Source organism: Cupriavidus sp. WKF15, assembly GCF_029278605.1.
Lineage (GTDB): Bacteria > Pseudomonadota > Gammaproteobacteria > Burkholderiales > Burkholderiaceae > Cupriavidus.
Genome location: NZ_CP119572.1, coordinates 3,524,650 through 3,541,845, shown reverse-complemented (window position 1 = coordinate 3,541,845; position 17,196 = coordinate 3,524,650). Strand labels below are relative to the sequence as shown.

Below are 17,196 nucleotides of genomic sequence, written 5' to 3'. Positions count from 1 at the left end.
GGATGGCCCGCGGGTCAGGCCGCGTCGATGAGGTGGTCGGCGACGTAGGGGTTGTTGCGGCGTTCCTCGCCGAACGTCGACACCGGACCGTGGCCGGGGATGAAGGTCACGTCCTCGCCCAGCGGCCACAACCGCGTGCGGATCGAGCGGATCAGGTCCGCATGGTTGCCGCGCGGAAAATCCGTGCGGCCGATCGAGCCGGCAAACAGCACGTCGCCGACAACCGCAAGCCGGTTCCCGCGCGAAAAGAACACCACGTGGCCGGGCGTATGGCCCGGGCAGTGATAGACCTCGAGCGTTTCGCCGCCGAACTGGACGGTATCGCCGTCCTTGAGCCAGCGATCGGGCTCGAACGCCTCGGGGTGGCCAAAGCCGAAGCGGCGGGTTTGTTCCGGAAGCTGTTCGATCCAGAAGCGCTCATCCTCGTGCGGGCCCTCGATGGGGATGCCGAGCTGGCGCGAAAGCGCCGCGGCACCGGCGCAGTGGTCCACGTGGCCATGCGTCAGGAAGATCTTCTCCAGCGTCACGCCCTGTTCCTTCACGGCCTCCAGGATGCGGTCCAGGTCGCCGCCGGGATCGCAGACGGCTGCCTTGCCGGTGTGCTCGTCGATCAGCAGCGAACAGTTTTGCTGGAAGGGCGTAACGGGGATCAGCAGGACTTTCATGGGTGATTTTTCGTAGGCCGCGGTGGGCTCGGTCACATGCGGCGGGTTGTGTCGGCATTGTAGCGCCGGCCGACCGCAAGGCCCGTTTCTTGCCCTGAATATGCAGCTTGAATCACATCCATCCCGGTATTGGCCGACAGCCGGAATCCCTTGCCTGGCGGTGGATTCCGGGGAATTGACCGGCCTTCGTGCGAGATCGCACATAATTCGTAACAAAATCAATGCTATAGCTGCATCGGTACGATGATAGACTCGCGCGATGTCTTGGATTCTGTCGATCTCCTCCGGCTGGCAGCGGCTGGCAAAACTGGGCACATGCACGGCATGTGCCGTGGTGCTGGCCGCCTGTGCAACGCCGCCCGAGGGCGGCGATTCTTTGGGCGCCGGGGCTTCCGGCGCGGTGCCGACCAAGTCTGCCCGCACGTCGAAAACCGCCAAGGCCGACAAGCCCGATACGGGCAGCTGGAACCTGTTTGGTCTCGATCAGGACGACAGCAGCCTGAGCGGCCGTTCGCTGGACGGCCTGCGCGCCGACATGGGCTCGTTCGAGCAGCGCGGCATGGCGTCCTGGTACGGCAAGGGCTTCCATGGCCGCAAGACCGCCAACGGCGAACGCTTCGACATGCGCGCGATGACCGCGGCCCATCCGTCGCTGCCGCTCGACAGCTGGGTGCTGGTGCGCAACCTGCGCAACAACAAGGTGGCCGTGCTGCGCATCAATGACCGTGGCCCGTACCATGGCAACCGCGTGCTCGACGTGTCCTATGGCGCCGCGCGCCGGCTGGGCTTTGTCGACCACGGCGCCACGCAGGTGGAAATCCGCCGCCTGTCGCGCACCGAAGTGGCTGCGCTGGGACCGCAGTTCGAGGCTGGCGGCAACGAAGCCGGCGACGGCGCCGGCGATGACGATGTCGCAGTGCCCGAACTGGCCAACTCGCTCGCGCCCAAGTCGGGCAAGGCGTCCGCGAAGGCCAGGTCGACGGCCAAGCACAAGCGCCGCTGATGCGGCGCGGGCCGACGCATGCCGCCGCGCGCCCCGGCCCTCTTTTCCGCCTTTCTCCGCTTTCCCTCAGTCCCCGCCGCGCTGCGCCAGCGCCAGCTTGTAGAGCGCATCGGTATCCGCGCCAGTGATCGCGGCGGCCAGCTTGGCCGCACGCTTGGCGGGCAACTCCGCCAGCAGCAACGACAGGACGCGCTGCGCTTTGGCGTCGGGCGCACCGTCAACCACAGTCCCCGCCGCACCTTCCACGACCAGCACGAATTCGCCCTTGGCGCGGGTGGCCTCTGCCGCCAGCCACGCAGGCGCCTCGGCCACGGTCATCACCGGGATTTCCTCGAACAGCTTGGTCAGCTCGCGCCCCACCAGCAGCCGGCGCGTGCCCGGCAGGCCAGCGGCCAGCGCAGCCAGCGTCTCGGCAATGCGGTGCGGCGCCTCATACAGGACCCAGGCGTGGTCGAGCGCAGCCAGCGTGGCGATAGCCTCGGCGCGTGCCTTGGCTTTGCTCGGCAGGAAGCCGACAAAAGTGAAACGGCCAGCGCCGGTGTCGAGCATCTCGCCGGCGACCGACAGCGCCGCCACGGCGGCACTGGGGCCGGGCAGCGGCACCACCGGCAGGCCAGCGGCGCGCACGGCCTCCACCAGCCGCGCGCCAGGATCGGAAATGCCCGGCGTGCCGGCGTCCGACACATAGGCAATGCGCTCGCCGGCGGCCAGGCGCTGCACGATGCGGACCGCGGCCTCGCGTTCGTTATGTTCATGCACGGCGACCAGCGGGCGCTGCAGGCCCACGCGCGACAGCAGTTGCCCGGTATTGCGCGTGTCTTCGCAGGCAATGGCATCGGCCAGGCCCAGCACATGCAGCGCGCGCAGCGACAGGTCCGCCACATTGCCGATCGGGGTCGCCACGACGTACAGCGTGCCGGCCGGGTACGACTGGCCGGCCGCCAGCGAGATCCAGTCACTCATGAGAACTTCCGTTGATTCGATCATTCAAAAGCACGACGCAGGCGCGCGGCGCGCTGGCCGAGGACCGCGCGCTTGCCCACCTGCAACGGCACGGCTTGCAGCCCGTGGTGCGCAATTATCGCTGCAAAGGCGGCGAGATCGACCTGGTCATGTGCGCGCCGGACGGCACGCTGGTGTTTGTCGAGGTGCGCCAGCGCAGTGCGGCCGCGTTTGGCGGCGCGGCGGCCAGCGTGACGCCGGCCAAGCAGCGGCGCGTGGTACTGGCGGCGCTGCATTACCTGGCGACGCTGGCGCAACAGCCGCCGTGCCGGTTCGACGTGGTGGCGCTGGCGCCGGGCCGGCTCGAATGGCTGCAGCACGCCTTCGACCTGGATGCCGCCGGCGGCCTTTGCTGATCGCGGCTGACCGGCCGCGCTGGTTCATAATGCGCGATATTGCGCGGCCCGTGCCGCCACTGCAACAACAAGGCCCCCATCGAGCGATGAGCATCGAAAGCATTCAGCAGCAATTCCTGGACAGCGCCGAAACCAAGCGCCAGGCCGCGGCCGTGATGGCGCCGTATATCGACGCCGCCGTGGAACGCATGGTCGGCGCGCTGACCAGCGGCAACAAGATCCTGGCCTGCGGCAACGGCGGTTCGGCCGCCGACGCCCAGCATTTCGCCGCCGAGCTGGTCGGCCGCTTCGAACGCGAGCGGCCCGGCCTGGCGGCAATCGCGCTGACCACGGACAGCTCGATCCTGACCGCCATCGGCAATGACTACGACTTCAGCGTGGTGTTCTCCAAGCAGGTCGAGGCGCTGGGCCAGCCCGGCGACATCCTGCTGGCACTGTCCACGTCGGGCAATTCCGGCAATGTGATCACCGCGATCGAGGCCGCGCGCCAGCGCGACATGAGCGTGATCGCACTGACCGGCAAGGGCGGCGGCAAGATCGGCGCCATGCTCGACGAATTCGATATCCACCTGTGCGTGCCGAGCGAGCGAACGGCGCGCGTCCAGGAAGTCCACCTGCTCACCCTGCATTGCCTGTGCGATGGCATCGACGAGGCATTGCTCGGCGAAGCCTGATCCACTTACCCCAAGCTACAGCAAGGACAGCATGACCAAACTGCCTTTCCAAGCCACCCGACTGACCCGCATCGCGCTCACGGCCGCCATGCTCGCCGTCGGTACCACCCAGCTCGCCGGCTGCTTCCCGGTCATGGCCGGTGCCGTGGCCAGTGGCGTGGCGGTTGCCACCGACCGTCGCCCGACCGCCACGCAGACCGTCGACCGCGGCCTGCAGATGGAGGCCGACAGCACGCTGAGCTCGCGCTACAACGGCCAGGCGCGCGTGAGCGTCACCGTGTTCAACCGCAAGGTGCTGCTGACCGGCGAAGCCGCGAACGACAATGTGAAGCAACAGGTCGACCAGTACGTGCGCGGGCTGCAGAACGCGCGCGTGGTAATCAACGAGCTCGAGATCGCGTCGTCGCCGTCGTTCCTCACGCAGAGCGAGGACGCCTACCTGACCAGCAAGGTCAAGACCCAGCTCATGACCGCCGAGGGCGTGCCGTCCAACTCGATCAAGGTCACCACCGACAAGGGCGTGGTCTACCTGCTGGGCATCGTCACCACGGCCGAAGGCGACCGCGCCACGGAAGTGGCCCGCAACACCAGCGGCGTCGCCAAGGTGGTCAAGGCTTTCGACTACGTGAGTGATGCCGAGCGCGCGCGTCTGGACCAGGCCTCCACCTCGCAGAACCCGCAGCCGGACGGAACCGTCGGTACGCCGGCGCCCGTGCAGTCGGTGCCGGGCGTCGGCGGTCCGGTCAATGCTCCGGCCGACTCGTCGGCCGGCAATGGCGCCGTTGCGACTCCGGTGACGTCGCCGGTGGCTTCCCCGGTGGCACTGCCTCCGGGCCGCAGCCTGCCCTGAGCCGCATCCGAACCCACCGTCAGGCAGCACCGGCTGCCTGACGTCATGCGGATTTCGTTCCGTCCGCCCGCGTGCAATGTGATACGGTAGCCACGCGCCGCCCGCCGGGCGGTCCACGGAGCGAGACCATGACAAGGATCCCCATGCCCGCGGCGCTGGCCGTGCTGGCCTTGCCGATCGCGTGCGGCACCGCCTCCGCGGCCGACAACGACGCGTCGGCGCTGCGCGCCCGCAATCATGCCGCGGCCTGCACCAGCTGCCATGGTCCGCACGGCCGCCCGCCTGCGGGCAGTCCCATTCCCGCGCTGGCCGGCCGCCCCCAGTCAGAACTCGTCTCGCAGATGCAGGCGTTCAAGGCCGGCACGCGCCCGGCTACGGTCATGCACCAGATTGCCAACGGCTACAGCGACGACCAGATCGCCGCGATTGCCGCGTGGTTTGCCGCCATCAGGTGAGGGGGGGCACCATGCAACGTCGCAACTTTCTGAAGGTGGCGGCCGGCGCCGCTGCACTGGGTACGCTGGGCGCACGCGCAGCCGCGCCGGCAAAGGTGGTGGTGGTCGGCGCCGGCTACGGCGGTGCCACGGCGGCGCGCTACGTGCGCGAATGGAGCGGCCACACCATCGACGTCACGCTGGTGGAGCCCAATGCGGCCTTCGTATCGTGTCCGCTGTCCAACCTCGTGATCGGCGGCAGCCGGCGCATGGCGGACATCACCGTGCCATACGACGCCCTGGTGCGCCGCCACGGCGTGAAGCTCGTGCGCGACAACGCGGTGGCGATCGACGCCGCCCGGCGCACGGTGCGCCTGGGCGGCGGCGCGGTGCTGCCATACGACCGCCTGGTGCTGTCGCCCGGCGTCGACATGATGAGCGACGCGCTGCCCGGTCTGCAGCGTCCCGGCGGCGACCAGATCCTGCATGCCTGGAAGGCGGGCCCCCAGACGCTGGCATTGCGGCGCCAGCTCGAAGCCATGCCGGACGGCGGCACCTTTGCGATCAGCATTCCGCTGGCGCCTTACCGATGCCCGCCGGGGCCCTACGAGCGGGCCTGCCAGGCGGCACACTATTTCAGCCGGCACAAGCCGCGCAGCAAGGTGCTGATCCTGGATGCCAATCCGGACATCACCTCGAAGGCGGCGCTGTTCCGGCAGGTCTGGGGCACGCAGTACCAGGGTATGGTGGAGTACCGGCCGCAATACAACGCCGTCGATGTCGACGCCGCCACGCGCACGCTCAAGTTCGACGTGCAGGATGACGAGCGGGCCGACGTGCTCAACGTGCTGCCGCCGCAGCGTGCTGGCGCAATTGCCGTGTCGGCGGGGCTGGCCACCGCCAATGGCCGGTGGTGCGAGGTGGATTTCCTGACGTTCGAATCGCTTGCCGTGCCGAATATCCACCTGCTTGGAGATGCGATCCAGATTGCGCCGCTGATGCCCAAATCGGGACATATGGCCAACCAGCACGGCAAGGTTGCCGCGGCGGCCATTGTCGCGCTGCTATCGGGTCGTGCCCCGGATTCCGAGCCGCTCTACAACAACACCTGCTACAGCTTCACGTCCGATCGCGAAGCGGTGCATGTGGCGAGTGTGCATCGCTACGACGCCGCGCAGAAGACGATGGTGACGGTGCCAGGTTCTGGCGGGCTGTCGGCGGCGCCGAACGTGCCGGAGGGGGATTTTGCCCTGGCATGGGCAAAGGGAATCTGGGCCGACATGCTGAGTTAGCCGTCTCGGCAAAAACCGCAGGAACGTGCAATGCCCCGGCGCGGGGCACTGCTACGCTGGGGCTTTCCGAATCCGCCCCCGCGCCGCCCCCGTTTCCATGCAACCCAAAGACCGCCTCCTAGCCCTAGCCATCGTCTGCGTCTGGGGCGTCAACTTCGTCGTCATCAAGGTCGGCCTGGCGGGCGTTCCGCCGATGCTGCTGGGCGCGCTGCGCTTCTGCCTGGTGGCGTTTCCGGCCATCTTCTTCGTCCCGCGCCCGCGCGTGCCGCTGCCCATGCTGCTGGCCTATGGCGCGACCATCAGCCTCGGGCAGTTCGCGTTCCTGTTCTACGCGATGGCGGTCGGCATGCCGGCCGGGCTGGCCTCGCTCGTGCTGCAGTCGCAGGTCTTCTTCACAGTGGGCATCGCGGCGCTGTGGCTGGGCGAGCCCGTGCGCTGGCACAACCTGGCCGGCATGATGGTGGCCGCCTGCGGACTGGTGCTGATCGGCTCGGGCGCTGCAACGGGTACGGCTCCGGGCAGCATGAGCGTTGCCGGCTTCCTGCTGACGCTGTGCGGCGCGGCCTGCTGGGCCAGCGGCAATATCGTCAGCAAGAAGATCGGTCCGGTCGATCTGCTGGGCCTGGTGGTCTGGGCGGCGCTGATTCCGATCGTGCCGTTTGCGCTGCTGTCGCTGTGGTTCGAAGGGCCGGCGCGCATTACGGCAAGCCTCACGCACGTCTCGGGCATGGCCGTGTTCGCGGTACTGTATCTGGCGTTCGCCGCGACCGTGTTCGGCTACACCATGTGGGGCAGGCTGCTGACCCGCTACCCGGCCAGCCAGGTGGCGCCGCTCACGCTGCTGGTACCGGTGGTCGGCCTGGTGGCTGCGCACGGGCTGCTGGGCGAAGACCTGTCGCCGGCCCAGTGGCTCGGCGCCGCCGTGGTCATGGCCGGCCTGCTGCTCAACGTGTACGGCGGCCGCTTCTGGGCTGGCCGCCCGCTGGCACGACGCTAGCGTCGGCGCAGGCGCGCCCCTTGGCGCAGTCAGTTCAACGCAGCGGGGACGCCCGGATTCATTCTCCGAATCCGGTCCGCCATCAGGCGACGACGGCGGACACCCAGGGCGAGCGGATATCGGACAGGAAGCGTTGCGCGCGCGGATGCTCGGGCTTCTGGAAGAACCGCTCCGGCTTGGCGCGCTCGAGCACCTGGCCCTGGTCCATGAAGATCACGCGATCCGCCACTTCGCGCGCGAAGCCCATTTCATGCGTGACGCACACCATGGTCATGCCGTCACGCGCCAGCCCCTTCATGACCTGGAGAACTTCATTGACCATCTCCGGGTCGAGCGCGGAGGTCGGTTCGTCGAACAGCATGACAGGAGGCTTCATCGCGAGCGCGCGCGCAATGGCGACACGCTGCTGCTGGCCGCCCGACAATTGTCCCGGGTAGGCCTGCGCCTTGTGCGGCAGGCCAACGCGTTCCAGCAGGCTCATGGCAAAGTCCTTCGCTTCGCGTGCTGACATCCGCTTGAGCCGCACCGGCGCGAGCGTGCAGTTGTCGAGCACCGTCAGGTGCGGGAACAGGTTGAACTGCTGGAAGACGAAGCCGATGCCGCTGCGCAACGTGTTGACATCGACATTGCGCGCGTGCACGTCCAGGCCGTTCACGAGGATGCGGCCTTTCTGGATGGCTTCCAGCCGGTTCAGGGTCCGGATCAGCGTCGACTTGCCAGAGCCCGAAGGCCCGCACACGACCACGACTTCGCCTTTCGCTACCGTTTCGTTGATATCCACCAGCGCCTGATAGTCGCCGTACCACTTGCTGACATTCTCAAGGGTAATCATTTCACACCTTCATCGGGGCACGCGCGGCAAGCCTGCGCTCAAGCAGATAGGCAAAGCGGGTCAGTCCAAAGCACATGACGAAGTAGCTGAACGCGAGCAGCAGGTAGACCTGGGCCGCCTGGGTAAGCATCTGCGTGCTGATCTGACCGGAGATGAATGAGGCTTCCGGCAGGCTGATGATGTAGCCCAGTGACGTCTCCTTGATCGTCGACACCAGCTGGTTCACCAGCGAGGGCAGCATATTGCGCAAGGCCTGCGGAAGAATGACCAGGACCATCGCCTGAACGTATGACAAGCCGAGCGACCGCGCGCTCTCCATCTGGCCGCGCGGCAGCCCCTGGATCCCGGCGCGCACGATCTCGGCCAGGTAGGCGCCGTCGAAGATCACGAGCGCGGTCAGCATGGTCGTGAACTGCGCCGTGCGATGGCCCGTCACCGTGGGCAGCAGGAAGTACGCCCAGAAGACCACCATCAGCAGTGGCGTTCCCCGCACGATATAGACGAGCGCTGTGGCCGGCCAGCGCAGTGTGCGGAACGGGCTCACCCGGCACAACCCCAGGGTGATCCCGACGGGCAAAGCCAGCACGAGTCCGGCCGACGCCAGCAGTATCGTCAGCAGCAGGCCGCCCAGCGGACCGTTGGGATACTGGCCGATAAGAAAGTAGACGCCATACGTCTGGATGACATCAAGCATGGCTACGCGCTCCTTACCGGATACCGGCGCTGATACCACACGGACACCAAGGTGATGGTCATCGAAATGGTAAGGTAAGCCAGCGTGGCGAACGCGAACGATTCAAAGCCGCGGAACGTGGCGCTTTCCACCTGCTGCGCCTGGTACATCAGTTCCGCCACGCCGATCACCATGGCAATGCTTGAGTTCTTCCAGAGATTCAGGGTCTGGCTAACCAGTGGCGGCACGGTAATGCGCAGCGACTGGGGTAGTACGACCAATCGCATCGCTGCCAGGAAGCTCAAGCCCAGCGCGCGGCTGGCCTCGAGCTGCTCCTTCGGTATGGAGCGAATGCCGCTGCGAATATCCTCGGCCATATAGGCCACCGTATACAGCACCAGGGCGATCAGCGCGCTGACGGCTTCATAGTTGTGTTCGTACAACCAGCTCCTGAGCGCCAGGGGCAGCAACTGCGGCGCGCCGAAATACCAGAACAACATGTGCGCGAGCAGCGGCACATTGCGGATGGCTTCGACGTAGACTTGTCCAAGGGCCCGCAAGGGCGCAAATGGCGCGAGACGCAAGAGGGCCACCACGATGGCGAGCGGCAGAGAGATCACGAACGTGAGCGCCGACAGCTTCAGCGACATCACGAATCCGCTGACCAGCCATTCGTGGTACTGGCCGGACAGCAACATCGACAGGTGGAAATTGGGCATGGCGTGCAACTGCCCGGCATGGTGCCGGGCAGCGCTTCAGGGAAGGTGACCGAAACTCAGTCGATCTTGTCGGTGGAGATCTTGAACGCGCGCGGCGGGAAGTTCATCTTCGTCGTTGGCCCGAACCACTTGTCGTACAGCTTCTGCGCTTCGCCGCTGGATTCCATGGCCAGCAAGACCTTGTTGACCTGGGCGTGGAGGGCGGGCTCGTTCTTGCGCAGGCCCAGCGCGAGATGTTCCGTCGAAAGGTACTGCGGCACCAGCGTGTAGTCCTTGGCGGCTGGCCCGAGCTTCGAGAAGTTGCTGACCAGCGAGGTCTCGTCGTTGACGTAGGCGACGCCCTTGCCCTGTTGGAGCGCCAGCAGCGCCTGCGGGCTGTTGTCGAACGACACCACCGAGGCGTTCTTGATCTTGGCGGCGATGTTGGTTTCCATCGTCGAGCCCTTGACGGTCAGGACCTTCTTGCCGTCAAGCTGTTCGAGGGTCGTGATGCCGCTGCTCTTCGTGACCATGGCCTTCTGGCCGGTGATGAAGGTCGACAGCGAGAAGTCGATCTGGGACTCCCGCTCCTTGTTGTGCGTCAGCGAGGCGGCAAGCAGGTCGACGTGACCTTGCTGGAGCTCGGGAATGCGCGCGGCGACCGCGATCTGCTTGAGCACCGGCTTGACGCCCAGGCTCTTGGCGACCGCATTGCACAGGTCGACGTCATACCCGACGATTTCGCGGCTGGACGGATCCTTGATGAAGCTGAACGGTTCGTCAGTACCGAGCACGCCGCATACCATTTCGCCCTTGGCCTTGATATCGGCGACCTGATCGGCATGGGCATGCACCGCCATCAGCGCAAGCGCAGACAGGGCGGCCAGGCGGGCAATCCGAACAATACCTTTCTCTTCTTGCATGTCTCCTCCTCCTTTTGAAATATTGTCGTGGCAGGGTCGAGCTGTATTCTATTTTCCCGTCTGCCTTTGGGAAGACAGGACTAACCCCATCCTTTCAACGCCCGTATTCCGGCTTGAGACCAGCTGGATACGCTCCTTCGGTTGAAATCATAGAGTCCCGCTCGAGGAAAGGATTTTCGAAGAACGCCGCCCCAGCGTCTCATCAGTAGAATAAATTTCTATGCGACGGACGTAACAAGGAATTCAATGCTCGAAGAGCTAAAATGTGGACGTCTGTCGGGCTCGGGACATATTGAGTTTGGTACTGACCTGGCGACACGGGCGCAAGAAGCGGTGAGGCCCATGCCGCTGCTCGGCCGGTCGTAGATTCCACGCTGTATCGGAGCGTGTATTGCAGCGGGTAAACACTATATGCGCATTCACGCATATACGAATATATTGGATCTCATGGAAGAGCTGGATCGCGTGTTCGAAAAGGTGTCGGGGTATTTCAGCCTGCTGGCGGAGCCTACGCGGCTGAAGATCCTGCACGCCCTGTGCGATGGCGAGAAGCCGGTGAACACGGTGGTCGAGACGGTGGGTTCGTCCCAGACCAATGTGTCGCGGCATCTCAACGCGATGTACCGCTCGGGCGTGCTGTCGCGCCGCAAGGAGGCGAACCTGGTGTATTACGCCATTGCGGACGAAAGCGTGGTGGAGCTGTGCCGCACGGTCTGCGTGCAGGTGGCCAGCCGGCTGGAGGACAATGCCCTGACCTCCGGCGCGGTGGACCGTTTCATGGCCCAGCCCGCACCACCCCCCGCCCGGCGGCGCAAGGCCGCGCAGTAGCCTGGCTCTTCCTGCAGACCGCATCAGAACAGGCGCGCCGCCACGGCGAGCGTACCGGAGGAGACGGCATTGCAGGAACGCACCCCGCGCGGGCGCATCGTGCCCGCGCCCGAGCACTTCGTCAGCACCTCGCTGCAGCAGGACATTGCCCGGCACGGGCTCGACAGCCCGCGCCGCGACTTCCTGCGCAAGAGCTTCCTCGGCGCGGCGGCCGGGATCGCGGCAGTCGGCCTGGGCCGGCGCGCGCTGGCCGCCGATGGCGATCCCGCCATCCTGGAACCGCAGCCGTGGGCCACATCTCTGGGCCAGCCGGTGGCGGCGCGGCCGTACGGACAGCCTTCGGTCCATGAGAAGAACCTCGTGCGGCGCGAGTCACCGGGACTGACGCGCGTGTCGGCGGCCTCGGTCGCGTTTGCGCCGCTGCAGGGGCTGTTCGGCATCATCACGCCCAGCGGCCTGCATTTCGAGCGGCACCACCAGGGCTGGCAGGACATCGACCCGGCCCGCCACCGCTTGATGATCAACGGGCTGGTCAAGGCGCCGCGTGTCTATACCATGGACGACCTGATGCGCCTGCCGTCGGTGTCGCGCATGCATTTCATCGAGTGCGGCGCCAATACCGGCATGGAGTGGGGCAACGTCGCGGTGCCGACGGTGCAGTACACCCACGGCATGCTGTCCTGCTGCGAATTCACCGGCGTGCCGCTCAAGGTGCTGCTGGACGACGCCGGCGCGGACCTGCGCCGCGGCAAGTACCTGCTGGCCGAAGGCGGCGACGGCTCCGGCATGACGCGCACCATCCCGATGGAGCTGGCCGACGAGATCATCGTCGCCTGGGGCATGAACGGCGAGATGCTGCGTCCCGAGAACGGCTACCCGCTGCGGCTGGTGGTGCCGGGCGTGCAGGGCGTGTCGTGGGTCAAGTGGCTGCGCCGGCTGGAGCTGGGCGACCAGCCCTGGAACGCCAAGGACGAGACCATCCACTACGTGGACATGATGCCGGACGGCAAGCTGCGCCAGTACACCTCGATCCAGGAGTGCAAGTCCGTCATCACCTCGCCGTCGGGCGGCCAGCAGATGGTCGGCAAGGGCTTCTACAACATCAGCGGGCTGGCGTGGTCCGGGCGCGGGCGCGTGCGCCGCGTCGATGTCTCGACCGATGGCGGGCGCAACTGGCGCACGGCTCGGCTCGAAACGCCTGTGCTGTCCAAGTGCCTGACGCGCTTCAACCTGGACTGGGTCTGGGACGGCGGACCGGCCATCCTGCAAAGCCGCGCGATCGATGAAACCGGATACGTGCAGCCCAGGATGGGGCAATTGCGCGCGGTGCGCGGCACGCGCTCGATCTACCACAACAACGCCATCCAGAGCTGGCAGGTGGCCCAGGGCGGGGAGGTGTCCAATGTCCATGTGGGCTGACACGGCGCGCGCGCTGGCGCTGGCGGCCGGCTGCGTGGCCTCCGCGGCCTGGGCTGGCACGGCAGACACGGCCGCGGCACGCACGGCACTGGGCCGCACCGCGACCGCGGCCGAGGTGGCCGCCTGGGACATCGACGTGCGCCCCGATTTCCAGGGCCTGCCCAAGGGCAGCGGCACGGTGGCGCAGGGACAAAAGATCTGGGATGGCAAATGCGCGTCCTGCCATGGCGACTTCGGCGAATCGAACGAAGTCTTCTCGCCCATCGTGGGCGGCACCACGGCCGACGATATCCGCAGCGGCCGCGTCGCCGCGATGACCGGCAACCAGCCGTACCGCACCACGCTGATGAAGGTCAGCACGGTCAGCACGCTGTGGGACTACATCCACCGCGCGATGCCGTGGAATGCGCCGAGGAGCCTGAGCGCCGACGATGTCTACGCCGTCACGGCCTATCTGCTGAACCTTGGCGAGATTGTCCCGTCCGACTTCACGCTGTCGGACGCCAACATCGCCGAGGTGCAGCGCAAGATGCCGAACCGCAACGGCATGACCACGGAACACGGGATGTGGCCCGGCCGCGGCCGGGCCGATACGCACAACGTGGCGTGCATGAAGGACTGCGAGTCAACCGTGAAGGTGGTCTCGGCCATGCCGGACTACGCGCGCGATTCGCACGGCGACCTGTCGCAGCAGCAGCGCGAGTTCGGACCCACGCGCGGCGTGGTGGCGCTGGCTTCGGCGAAGGCGATGCCGGTCGCCACTGCGCCAGTGGCACCAGGCGCGAAGCTGACCGGCCAGTACCAGTGCATGGCGTGCCACGCCCTCGATCGCAAAGTGGTGGGTCCGTCATTCTCGGATATCGCCAGCAGGTATCGCGGGCAGGGTGATGCTCACGCCGCGCTGGAGCGCAAGGTCAAGGCGGGCGGGCAGGGCACCTGGGGCAGCGTGCCGATGCCACCGCAGCCACAGATCCCCGATTCGGACATCCGCGCCATGGTGGGGTGGATTCTTGAGGCAAAATAGCGGGCTGGCCGCTGGAGTGCCCCCAGGCGGCGGCCAGAGTGTGTCGCGCCGCAGCGCAGTCCGTTTGTGGCGCGGCCTTTGCCGTCCCCACGGCTTTACAAAGCTTGGAGCTTAATAATGAAGCAGTTTGTCATCGCAGCGCTGATGCTGGGCGCCGCCGCATCGGCCCACGCGGTCGATGCCGCCAAGGCACAGGAGATCGCCAACAAGAACGCCTGCATGGGTTGCCACCAGGTCGACAAGAAGCTGGTTGGCCCGGCCTACAAGGACGTGGCCGCCAAGTACAAGGGCGACAAGAACGCCGTTGCGACCCTGGTCAAGAAGGTCAAGACCGGCGGTTCGGGCGTGTGGGGTCCTGTGCCGATGCCCGCCAACACCGGCCTGAGCGACGCTGAGGCGAAGACGGTGGTGGAGTGGGTCCTGGCTGGCTCGCCGGCCAAGTAAGCAAGGCCCGCAAGGGCAGACGCACCGATGCAACGGGCCGGCGGGCACGCGCCGCGCGGGCCCGACACAAAGCACAGCGGCCGGCCAAGCACCGGCCGCATGCAGGACGCACCGCCCCAGGCGGTCAACCACGTGTGGGAACGGAGTAGCTGGAGAGCTAAGCACAATGAATTCCAAACGACGAGAAATGCTGCGGGTCACCGCTGTCCTGTCGCTGATGGCTGCAACCGGCCTGATCACCGAAGCCCAGGCAGCCGAGTGGAACAAGACCGCTTTTGACGGCAAGAGCGTGGCCGACGTGATCAAGGCCCTGGGCGGCAGCGCTACCGAGAAGAGCACCGCCATCACCTTCAACGCCCCGGACATCGCCGAGAACGGCGCCGTGGTGCCGGTGGCCGTGACCAGCGCGATCCCGGATACCGAGCAGATCGCCATCCTGGTCGAGAAGAACCCGAACACGCTGGCCGCGGATTTCGTGATCCCGGCGGGCACCGAACCGTTCGTCTCCACGCGCGTGAAGATGGGCCAGACCTCCGTGGTGCATGCCGCGGTCAAGGCCGGCGGCAAGTGGTACGTGGCATCCAAGGAAATCAAGGTCACCTTGGGCGGCTGCGGCGGCTGAGCCCCCGCCAACCCACGATCATCTGCAACAGGAGAGAGCAATGGCAGACCCGATGCGCGTACGCGCCACCGAGAACGGCGGCGTGGTAGACGTCAAGATTCTGATGAAGCACGACATGGAAACCGGCCAGCGCAAGGACGGCGCCGGCAAGACCATTCCGGCGTGGCATATCCAGACCGTGAGCGCCCAGTGCAAGGGCAAGGAAGTGTTCCGCGCGCAGTTCGGCCCGGCGGTGTCCAAGGACCCGTTCCTGAACTTCAAGTTCAAGGGCGGCGCCAAGGGCGACAAGGTCGCCGTGACCTGGATCGACAACCGCGGCGACAAGCGCACCGACGAGGCGACCATCGCCTGATACCCGTCCGGCGCGCGCGGCCGTCGTCTGCTATGGTTCTGGTCGGAAACTGACCTCGGGAACAATCATGCGGCGAGCATTCATTCGGGCATCGGCGGCGCTGGCCGCGATCGGACTGGCGGCAAAGGCGGAGGCGCAGGCGGCGCCGGCCGCGTCGGCAGGCAAGGGCGGGCGCGTCAAGGTGGTGTACCAGCTGTCGGAAGGCATCGACCAGGCGGTGCGCGCGATGGGCAACCTGCGCAACCACCTGAACGCCGCGCCCGACACAAAACTCGTCGTGGTCGCGTTCGGCTATGGCGTGGATTTCCTGGTGGAAGGCGCCAAGGATGCGCGCGGCAACACGTTTGAAGGCCCGGTGGGCGCGCTGGCTTCGGCCGGTGTCGAATTCCGCGTCTGCCGCAATACGCTGACCGCACGCAAGATTTCCGAATCGAGCCTGCTGATGGAATCGAAGATCGTACCGGCCGGCGTGGTGGAGATCGCCCGCCTGCAGTTTGATGATGGCTACGCCTACATCAAGCCTTGAGGACGGCCCGGGCAAGGGAAGGCCCGCAGACAGAAGAATGACCCGGCGCATGAGCGGCCGGGAGGAGAAGCCCCCAATGACCAAGATCCGACGCCTTGCCACAGGCGCCGCGGCGCTGACCCTGGCGGCCGCCGTGCACGCGCAGGGCAGCACCGCCGACGAAATCGCCAAGTACCGCCAGATGCTGGCCGAAGGCAACCCCGCTGAATTGTGGGAAGCCGCCGGCGAAGAGCTGTGGAAGAAGCCCGCCGGCCCGAAGAACGTATCGCTCGAGCAGTGCGACCTGGGCAAGGGCCCGGGTGTCACCAAGGGTGCCTACGCCGAACTGCCGCGCTACTTCAAGGACACCGGCAAGGTCATGGATCTCGAGCAGCGCCTGGCCTATTGCCGCGTGACATTGCAGGGGTTGACCAGGGAAGAGGCGATGGCCAATCCGTTCTCGTCGTCGGGCAAGCCGTCGGACATCGAGCGCCTGGTCTCGTACCTGACCGCCGAGTCGCGCGGCGTGAAGATGAACGTCCAGCTCGGCCACCCGGAAGAGCAGCGCACCTACGCGCTGGGCCAGAAGATGTTCTTCTACCGCGGCGGCGCCTATGACTTTGCCTGCGCCACCTGCCACGCGGTGGACGGCCAGCGCATCCGCCTGCAGGACCTGCCCAACCTGCTGACCGAGAAGGGCGCGCAGGCCGCCTACACGACGTGGCCCGCCTACCGTGTCTCGCAGGGCGAGGTACGCACCATGCAGCACCGCCTGTACGACTGCCTGCGCCAGCAGCGCTTTCCCGAGCCAGCCTACGGTTCGGACGTGATCACCGCCCTCACCATGTTCCTGGCCAGGAACGCCAACGGCGGCACCTACGATGGCCCCGCCATGAAGCGCTGACGAGCACGGGAGACAGACATGCAAGGAATCACCAAGCAATACGCCGTGTGGGCGGTTGCCGCGCTGACCCTGGCGGCCAGCGCCGGTGCCGTCGCGCAGGACAGCGCAAAGGCCAAGCCGGCGGCAAAGGCGAAAGCGATCACCGTCAGCGCCGCTGACATGAAGCACCTGATCGAAGGCTCGTTCTCGTCGAAGGGGCCGGCCACTGTCGAAGGCGTGCTCAACCAGGACGCCATGCAGCAGGCCTGCAGCCAGTACCCGGACCGATCCAAGGTGCCGGCGGCCACGGCAAAGAAGATAGAGGCCGCCGAGCTGAAGCAGGTCAAGTATCCGGCCGACGGCAAGTGGCTCGGCGACTGGAAGGAAGGCGAGAAGATCGCACAGAACGGCCGCGGCATGCAGTTCACGGACCCGGTCGGCGGCACCAACGGCGGCAACTGCTACGCGTGCCACCAGATGACCAAGGCGGAGATCTCGTTCGGCAATATCGGCCCGTCGCTGTACCAGTACGGCAAGCTGCGCGGCAATTCCGACGACGTGGTCAAGTACACCTGGGGCAAGATCTGGGACTCCAGCGCCTATGCGGCCTGCTCCAACATGCCGCGCTTCGGCCACAAGGGCATCCTGACCGAAACGCAGATCCGCGACGTGATGGCGCTGCTGCTGGACCCGGCCTCGCCGGTCAACCAGTAAGGACAA

Annotated in this window: 22 protein-coding genes; 16 read left to right on the top strand and 6 right to left on the bottom strand. The window is 66.5% G+C overall.

The window, feature by feature from the left end:
- Positions 1–14: 14 nt before the first annotated feature.
- Positions 15–665: an MBL fold metallo-hydrolase gene (locus CupriaWKF_RS16525; protein ID WP_276098870.1), complete on the bottom strand. Its 651-nt coding sequence runs from the start codon at positions 663–665 to the stop codon at positions 15–17.
- A 259-nt stretch (positions 666–924) separates the two neighbouring features.
- Between CupriaWKF_RS16525 and CupriaWKF_RS16520 the strand changes: the two genes are divergently transcribed.
- Positions 925–1,668 carry a septal ring lytic transglycosylase RlpA family protein gene (locus CupriaWKF_RS16520; protein ID WP_276098869.1) on the top strand — a complete coding sequence of 248 codons (744 nt, stop codon included), beginning with the start codon at positions 925–927 and terminating at the stop codon, positions 1,666–1,668.
- Positions 1,669–1,734: 66 nt separating this feature from the next.
- Here CupriaWKF_RS16520 and rsmI read toward each other — a convergent pair whose 3' ends face one another.
- The gene (rsmI, locus tag CupriaWKF_RS16515; RefSeq protein WP_276098868.1) at positions 1,735–2,631 is read right to left on the bottom strand and encodes a 16S rRNA (cytidine(1402)-2'-O)-methyltransferase; all 897 of its coding nucleotides are present in this window, start codon (positions 2,629–2,631) and stop codon (positions 1,735–1,737) included.
- Positions 2,632–2,642: 11 nt separating this feature from the next.
- Between rsmI and CupriaWKF_RS16510 the strand changes: the two genes are divergently transcribed.
- The 6 genes from CupriaWKF_RS16510 (at position 2,643) to CupriaWKF_RS16485 (ending at position 7,273) form a co-directional block, all read left to right on the top strand.
- A complete protein-coding gene (locus CupriaWKF_RS16510) occupies positions 2,643–3,026 on the top strand; it encodes a YraN family protein (protein ID WP_276098867.1) in 384 nt (127 codons plus the stop codon).
- 86 nt (positions 3,027–3,112) lie between these two features.
- Entirely contained in the window at positions 3,113–3,700 is a 588-nt protein-coding gene (locus CupriaWKF_RS16505; protein ID WP_276098866.1) for a phosphoheptose isomerase, read from the top strand.
- A 31-nt stretch (positions 3,701–3,731) separates the two neighbouring features.
- Positions 3,732–4,550, top strand: coding sequence for a BON domain-containing protein (locus CupriaWKF_RS16500; protein WP_276098865.1), 819 nt, complete (start codon positions 3,732–3,734; stop codon positions 4,548–4,550).
- A gap of 128 nt (positions 4,551–4,678) precedes the next feature.
- Positions 4,679–5,005 (top strand): c-type cytochrome, encoded by a 327-nt coding sequence (locus tag CupriaWKF_RS16495; RefSeq protein ID WP_276098864.1) that lies wholly within the window; start codon positions 4,679–4,681, stop codon positions 5,003–5,005.
- A gap of 11 nt (positions 5,006–5,016) precedes the next feature.
- A complete protein-coding gene (locus CupriaWKF_RS16490; protein ID WP_276098863.1) occupies positions 5,017–6,276 on the top strand; it encodes an NAD(P)/FAD-dependent oxidoreductase in 1,260 nt (419 codons plus the stop codon).
- Positions 6,277–6,373: 97 nt separating this feature from the next.
- Entirely contained in the window at positions 6,374–7,273 is a 900-nt protein-coding gene (locus CupriaWKF_RS16485; RefSeq protein WP_276098862.1) for an EamA family transporter, read from the top strand.
- A gap of 82 nt (positions 7,274–7,355) precedes the next feature.
- On the opposite strand, the gene CupriaWKF_RS16480 is transcribed toward CupriaWKF_RS16485, so the two are convergent.
- From CupriaWKF_RS16480 to CupriaWKF_RS16465, 4 genes are read right to left on the bottom strand one after another with little or no spacing between them, the layout of a single operon-like run.
- On the bottom strand, positions 7,356–8,105 hold the full coding sequence (locus CupriaWKF_RS16480; protein WP_276098861.1) for an amino acid ABC transporter ATP-binding protein: 750 nt from the start codon (positions 8,103–8,105) through the stop codon (positions 7,356–7,358).
- A gap of 1 nt (position 8,106) precedes the next feature.
- Positions 8,107–8,799, bottom strand: a complete 693-nt coding sequence (locus tag CupriaWKF_RS16475) for an amino acid ABC transporter permease (protein ID WP_276098860.1) — start codon at positions 8,797–8,799, stop codon at positions 8,107–8,109.
- Between the two features lie 2 nt (positions 8,800–8,801).
- Complete coding sequence (locus tag CupriaWKF_RS16470) at positions 8,802–9,497, bottom strand: amino acid ABC transporter permease (protein ID WP_276098859.1); 696 nt, start codon at positions 9,495–9,497, stop codon at positions 8,802–8,804.
- Positions 9,498–9,553: 56 nt separating this feature from the next.
- Entirely contained in the window at positions 9,554–10,399 is an 846-nt protein-coding gene (locus CupriaWKF_RS16465; RefSeq protein WP_276098858.1) for an ABC transporter substrate-binding protein, read from the bottom strand.
- 411 nt (positions 10,400–10,810) lie between these two features.
- Between CupriaWKF_RS16465 and CupriaWKF_RS16460 the strand changes: the two genes are divergently transcribed.
- The 9 genes from CupriaWKF_RS16460 (at position 10,811) to soxX (ending at position 17,190) form a co-directional block, all read left to right on the top strand.
- Positions 10,811–11,227 (top strand): metalloregulator ArsR/SmtB family transcription factor, encoded by a 417-nt coding sequence (locus CupriaWKF_RS16460; protein ID WP_276098857.1) that lies wholly within the window; start codon positions 10,811–10,813, stop codon positions 11,225–11,227.
- Positions 11,228–11,296: 69 nt separating this feature from the next.
- Complete coding sequence (gene soxC, locus CupriaWKF_RS16455) at positions 11,297–12,646, top strand: sulfite dehydrogenase (RefSeq protein ID WP_276098856.1); 1,350 nt, start codon at positions 11,297–11,299, stop codon at positions 12,644–12,646.
- Positions 12,630–13,670: a c-type cytochrome gene (locus CupriaWKF_RS16450; RefSeq protein ID WP_276098855.1), complete on the top strand. Its 1,041-nt coding sequence runs from the start codon at positions 12,630–12,632 to the stop codon at positions 13,668–13,670. Before soxC ends, CupriaWKF_RS16450 begins: the two co-directional genes overlap by 17 nt.
- Before the next feature lie 117 nt (positions 13,671–13,787).
- On the top strand, positions 13,788–14,114 hold the full coding sequence (locus tag CupriaWKF_RS16445) for a c-type cytochrome (RefSeq protein ID WP_276098854.1): 327 nt from the start codon (positions 13,788–13,790) through the stop codon (positions 14,112–14,114).
- Between the two features lie 166 nt (positions 14,115–14,280).
- Positions 14,281–14,736 (top strand): thiosulfate oxidation carrier protein SoxY, encoded by a 456-nt coding sequence (soxY, locus tag CupriaWKF_RS16440; RefSeq protein ID WP_276098853.1) that lies wholly within the window; start codon positions 14,281–14,283, stop codon positions 14,734–14,736.
- A gap of 40 nt (positions 14,737–14,776) precedes the next feature.
- Positions 14,777–15,088, top strand: coding sequence for a thiosulfate oxidation carrier complex protein SoxZ (soxZ, locus tag CupriaWKF_RS16435; RefSeq protein ID WP_276098852.1), 312 nt, complete (start codon positions 14,777–14,779; stop codon positions 15,086–15,088).
- A 67-nt stretch (positions 15,089–15,155) separates the two neighbouring features.
- Entirely contained in the window at positions 15,156–15,614 is a 459-nt protein-coding gene (locus tag CupriaWKF_RS16430) for a DsrE family protein (protein ID WP_276098851.1), read from the top strand.
- 76 nt (positions 15,615–15,690) lie between these two features.
- Positions 15,691–16,497, top strand: coding sequence for a sulfur oxidation c-type cytochrome SoxA (soxA, locus tag CupriaWKF_RS16425; RefSeq protein ID WP_276098850.1), 807 nt, complete (start codon positions 15,691–15,693; stop codon positions 16,495–16,497).
- An 18-nt stretch (positions 16,498–16,515) separates the two neighbouring features.
- A complete protein-coding gene (gene soxX / locus CupriaWKF_RS16420) occupies positions 16,516–17,190 on the top strand; it encodes a sulfur oxidation c-type cytochrome SoxX (protein WP_276098849.1) in 675 nt (224 codons plus the stop codon).
- Positions 17,191–17,196: the final 6 nt, after the last annotated feature.

Coding starts and splice junctions, on each gene's coding strand:
- CupriaWKF_RS16525 (WP_276098870.1), bottom strand. CDS start 665: ATGAAAGTCCTGCTGATCCCCGTTACGCCCTTCCAGCAAAACTGTTCG.
- CupriaWKF_RS16520 (WP_276098869.1), top strand. CDS start 925: ATGTCTTGGATTCTGTCGATCTCCTCCGGCTGGCAGCGGCTGGCAAAA.
- rsmI (WP_276098868.1), bottom strand. CDS start 2,631: ATGAGTGACTGGATCTCGCTGGCGGCCGGCCAGTCGTACCCGGCCGGC.
- CupriaWKF_RS16505 (WP_276098866.1), top strand. CDS start 3,113: ATGAGCATCGAAAGCATTCAGCAGCAATTCCTGGACAGCGCCGAAACC.
- CupriaWKF_RS16500 (WP_276098865.1), top strand. CDS start 3,732: ATGACCAAACTGCCTTTCCAAGCCACCCGACTGACCCGCATCGCGCTC.
- CupriaWKF_RS16495 (WP_276098864.1), top strand. CDS start 4,679: ATGACAAGGATCCCCATGCCCGCGGCGCTGGCCGTGCTGGCCTTGCCG.
- CupriaWKF_RS16490 (WP_276098863.1), top strand. CDS start 5,017: ATGCAACGTCGCAACTTTCTGAAGGTGGCGGCCGGCGCCGCTGCACTG.
- CupriaWKF_RS16485 (WP_276098862.1), top strand. CDS start 6,374: ATGCAACCCAAAGACCGCCTCCTAGCCCTAGCCATCGTCTGCGTCTGG.
- CupriaWKF_RS16480 (WP_276098861.1), bottom strand. CDS start 8,105: ATGATTACCCTTGAGAATGTCAGCAAGTGGTACGGCGACTATCAGGCG.
- CupriaWKF_RS16475 (WP_276098860.1), bottom strand. CDS start 8,799: ATGCTTGATGTCATCCAGACGTATGGCGTCTACTTTCTTATCGGCCAG.
- CupriaWKF_RS16470 (WP_276098859.1), bottom strand. CDS start 9,497: ATGCCCAATTTCCACCTGTCGATGTTGCTGTCCGGCCAGTACCACGAA.
- CupriaWKF_RS16465 (WP_276098858.1), bottom strand. CDS start 10,399: ATGCAAGAAGAGAAAGGTATTGTTCGGATTGCCCGCCTGGCCGCCCTG.
- CupriaWKF_RS16460 (WP_276098857.1), top strand. CDS start 10,811: ATGCGCATTCACGCATATACGAATATATTGGATCTCATGGAAGAGCTG.
- CupriaWKF_RS16450 (WP_276098855.1), top strand. CDS start 12,630: ATGTCCATGTGGGCTGACACGGCGCGCGCGCTGGCGCTGGCGGCCGGC.
- CupriaWKF_RS16445 (WP_276098854.1), top strand. CDS start 13,788: ATGAAGCAGTTTGTCATCGCAGCGCTGATGCTGGGCGCCGCCGCATCG.
- soxY (WP_276098853.1), top strand. CDS start 14,281: ATGAATTCCAAACGACGAGAAATGCTGCGGGTCACCGCTGTCCTGTCG.
- soxZ (WP_276098852.1), top strand. CDS start 14,777: ATGGCAGACCCGATGCGCGTACGCGCCACCGAGAACGGCGGCGTGGTA.
- CupriaWKF_RS16430 (WP_276098851.1), top strand. CDS start 15,156: ATGCGGCGAGCATTCATTCGGGCATCGGCGGCGCTGGCCGCGATCGGA.
- soxA (WP_276098850.1), top strand. CDS start 15,691: ATGACCAAGATCCGACGCCTTGCCACAGGCGCCGCGGCGCTGACCCTG.
- soxX (WP_276098849.1), top strand. CDS start 16,516: ATGCAAGGAATCACCAAGCAATACGCCGTGTGGGCGGTTGCCGCGCTG.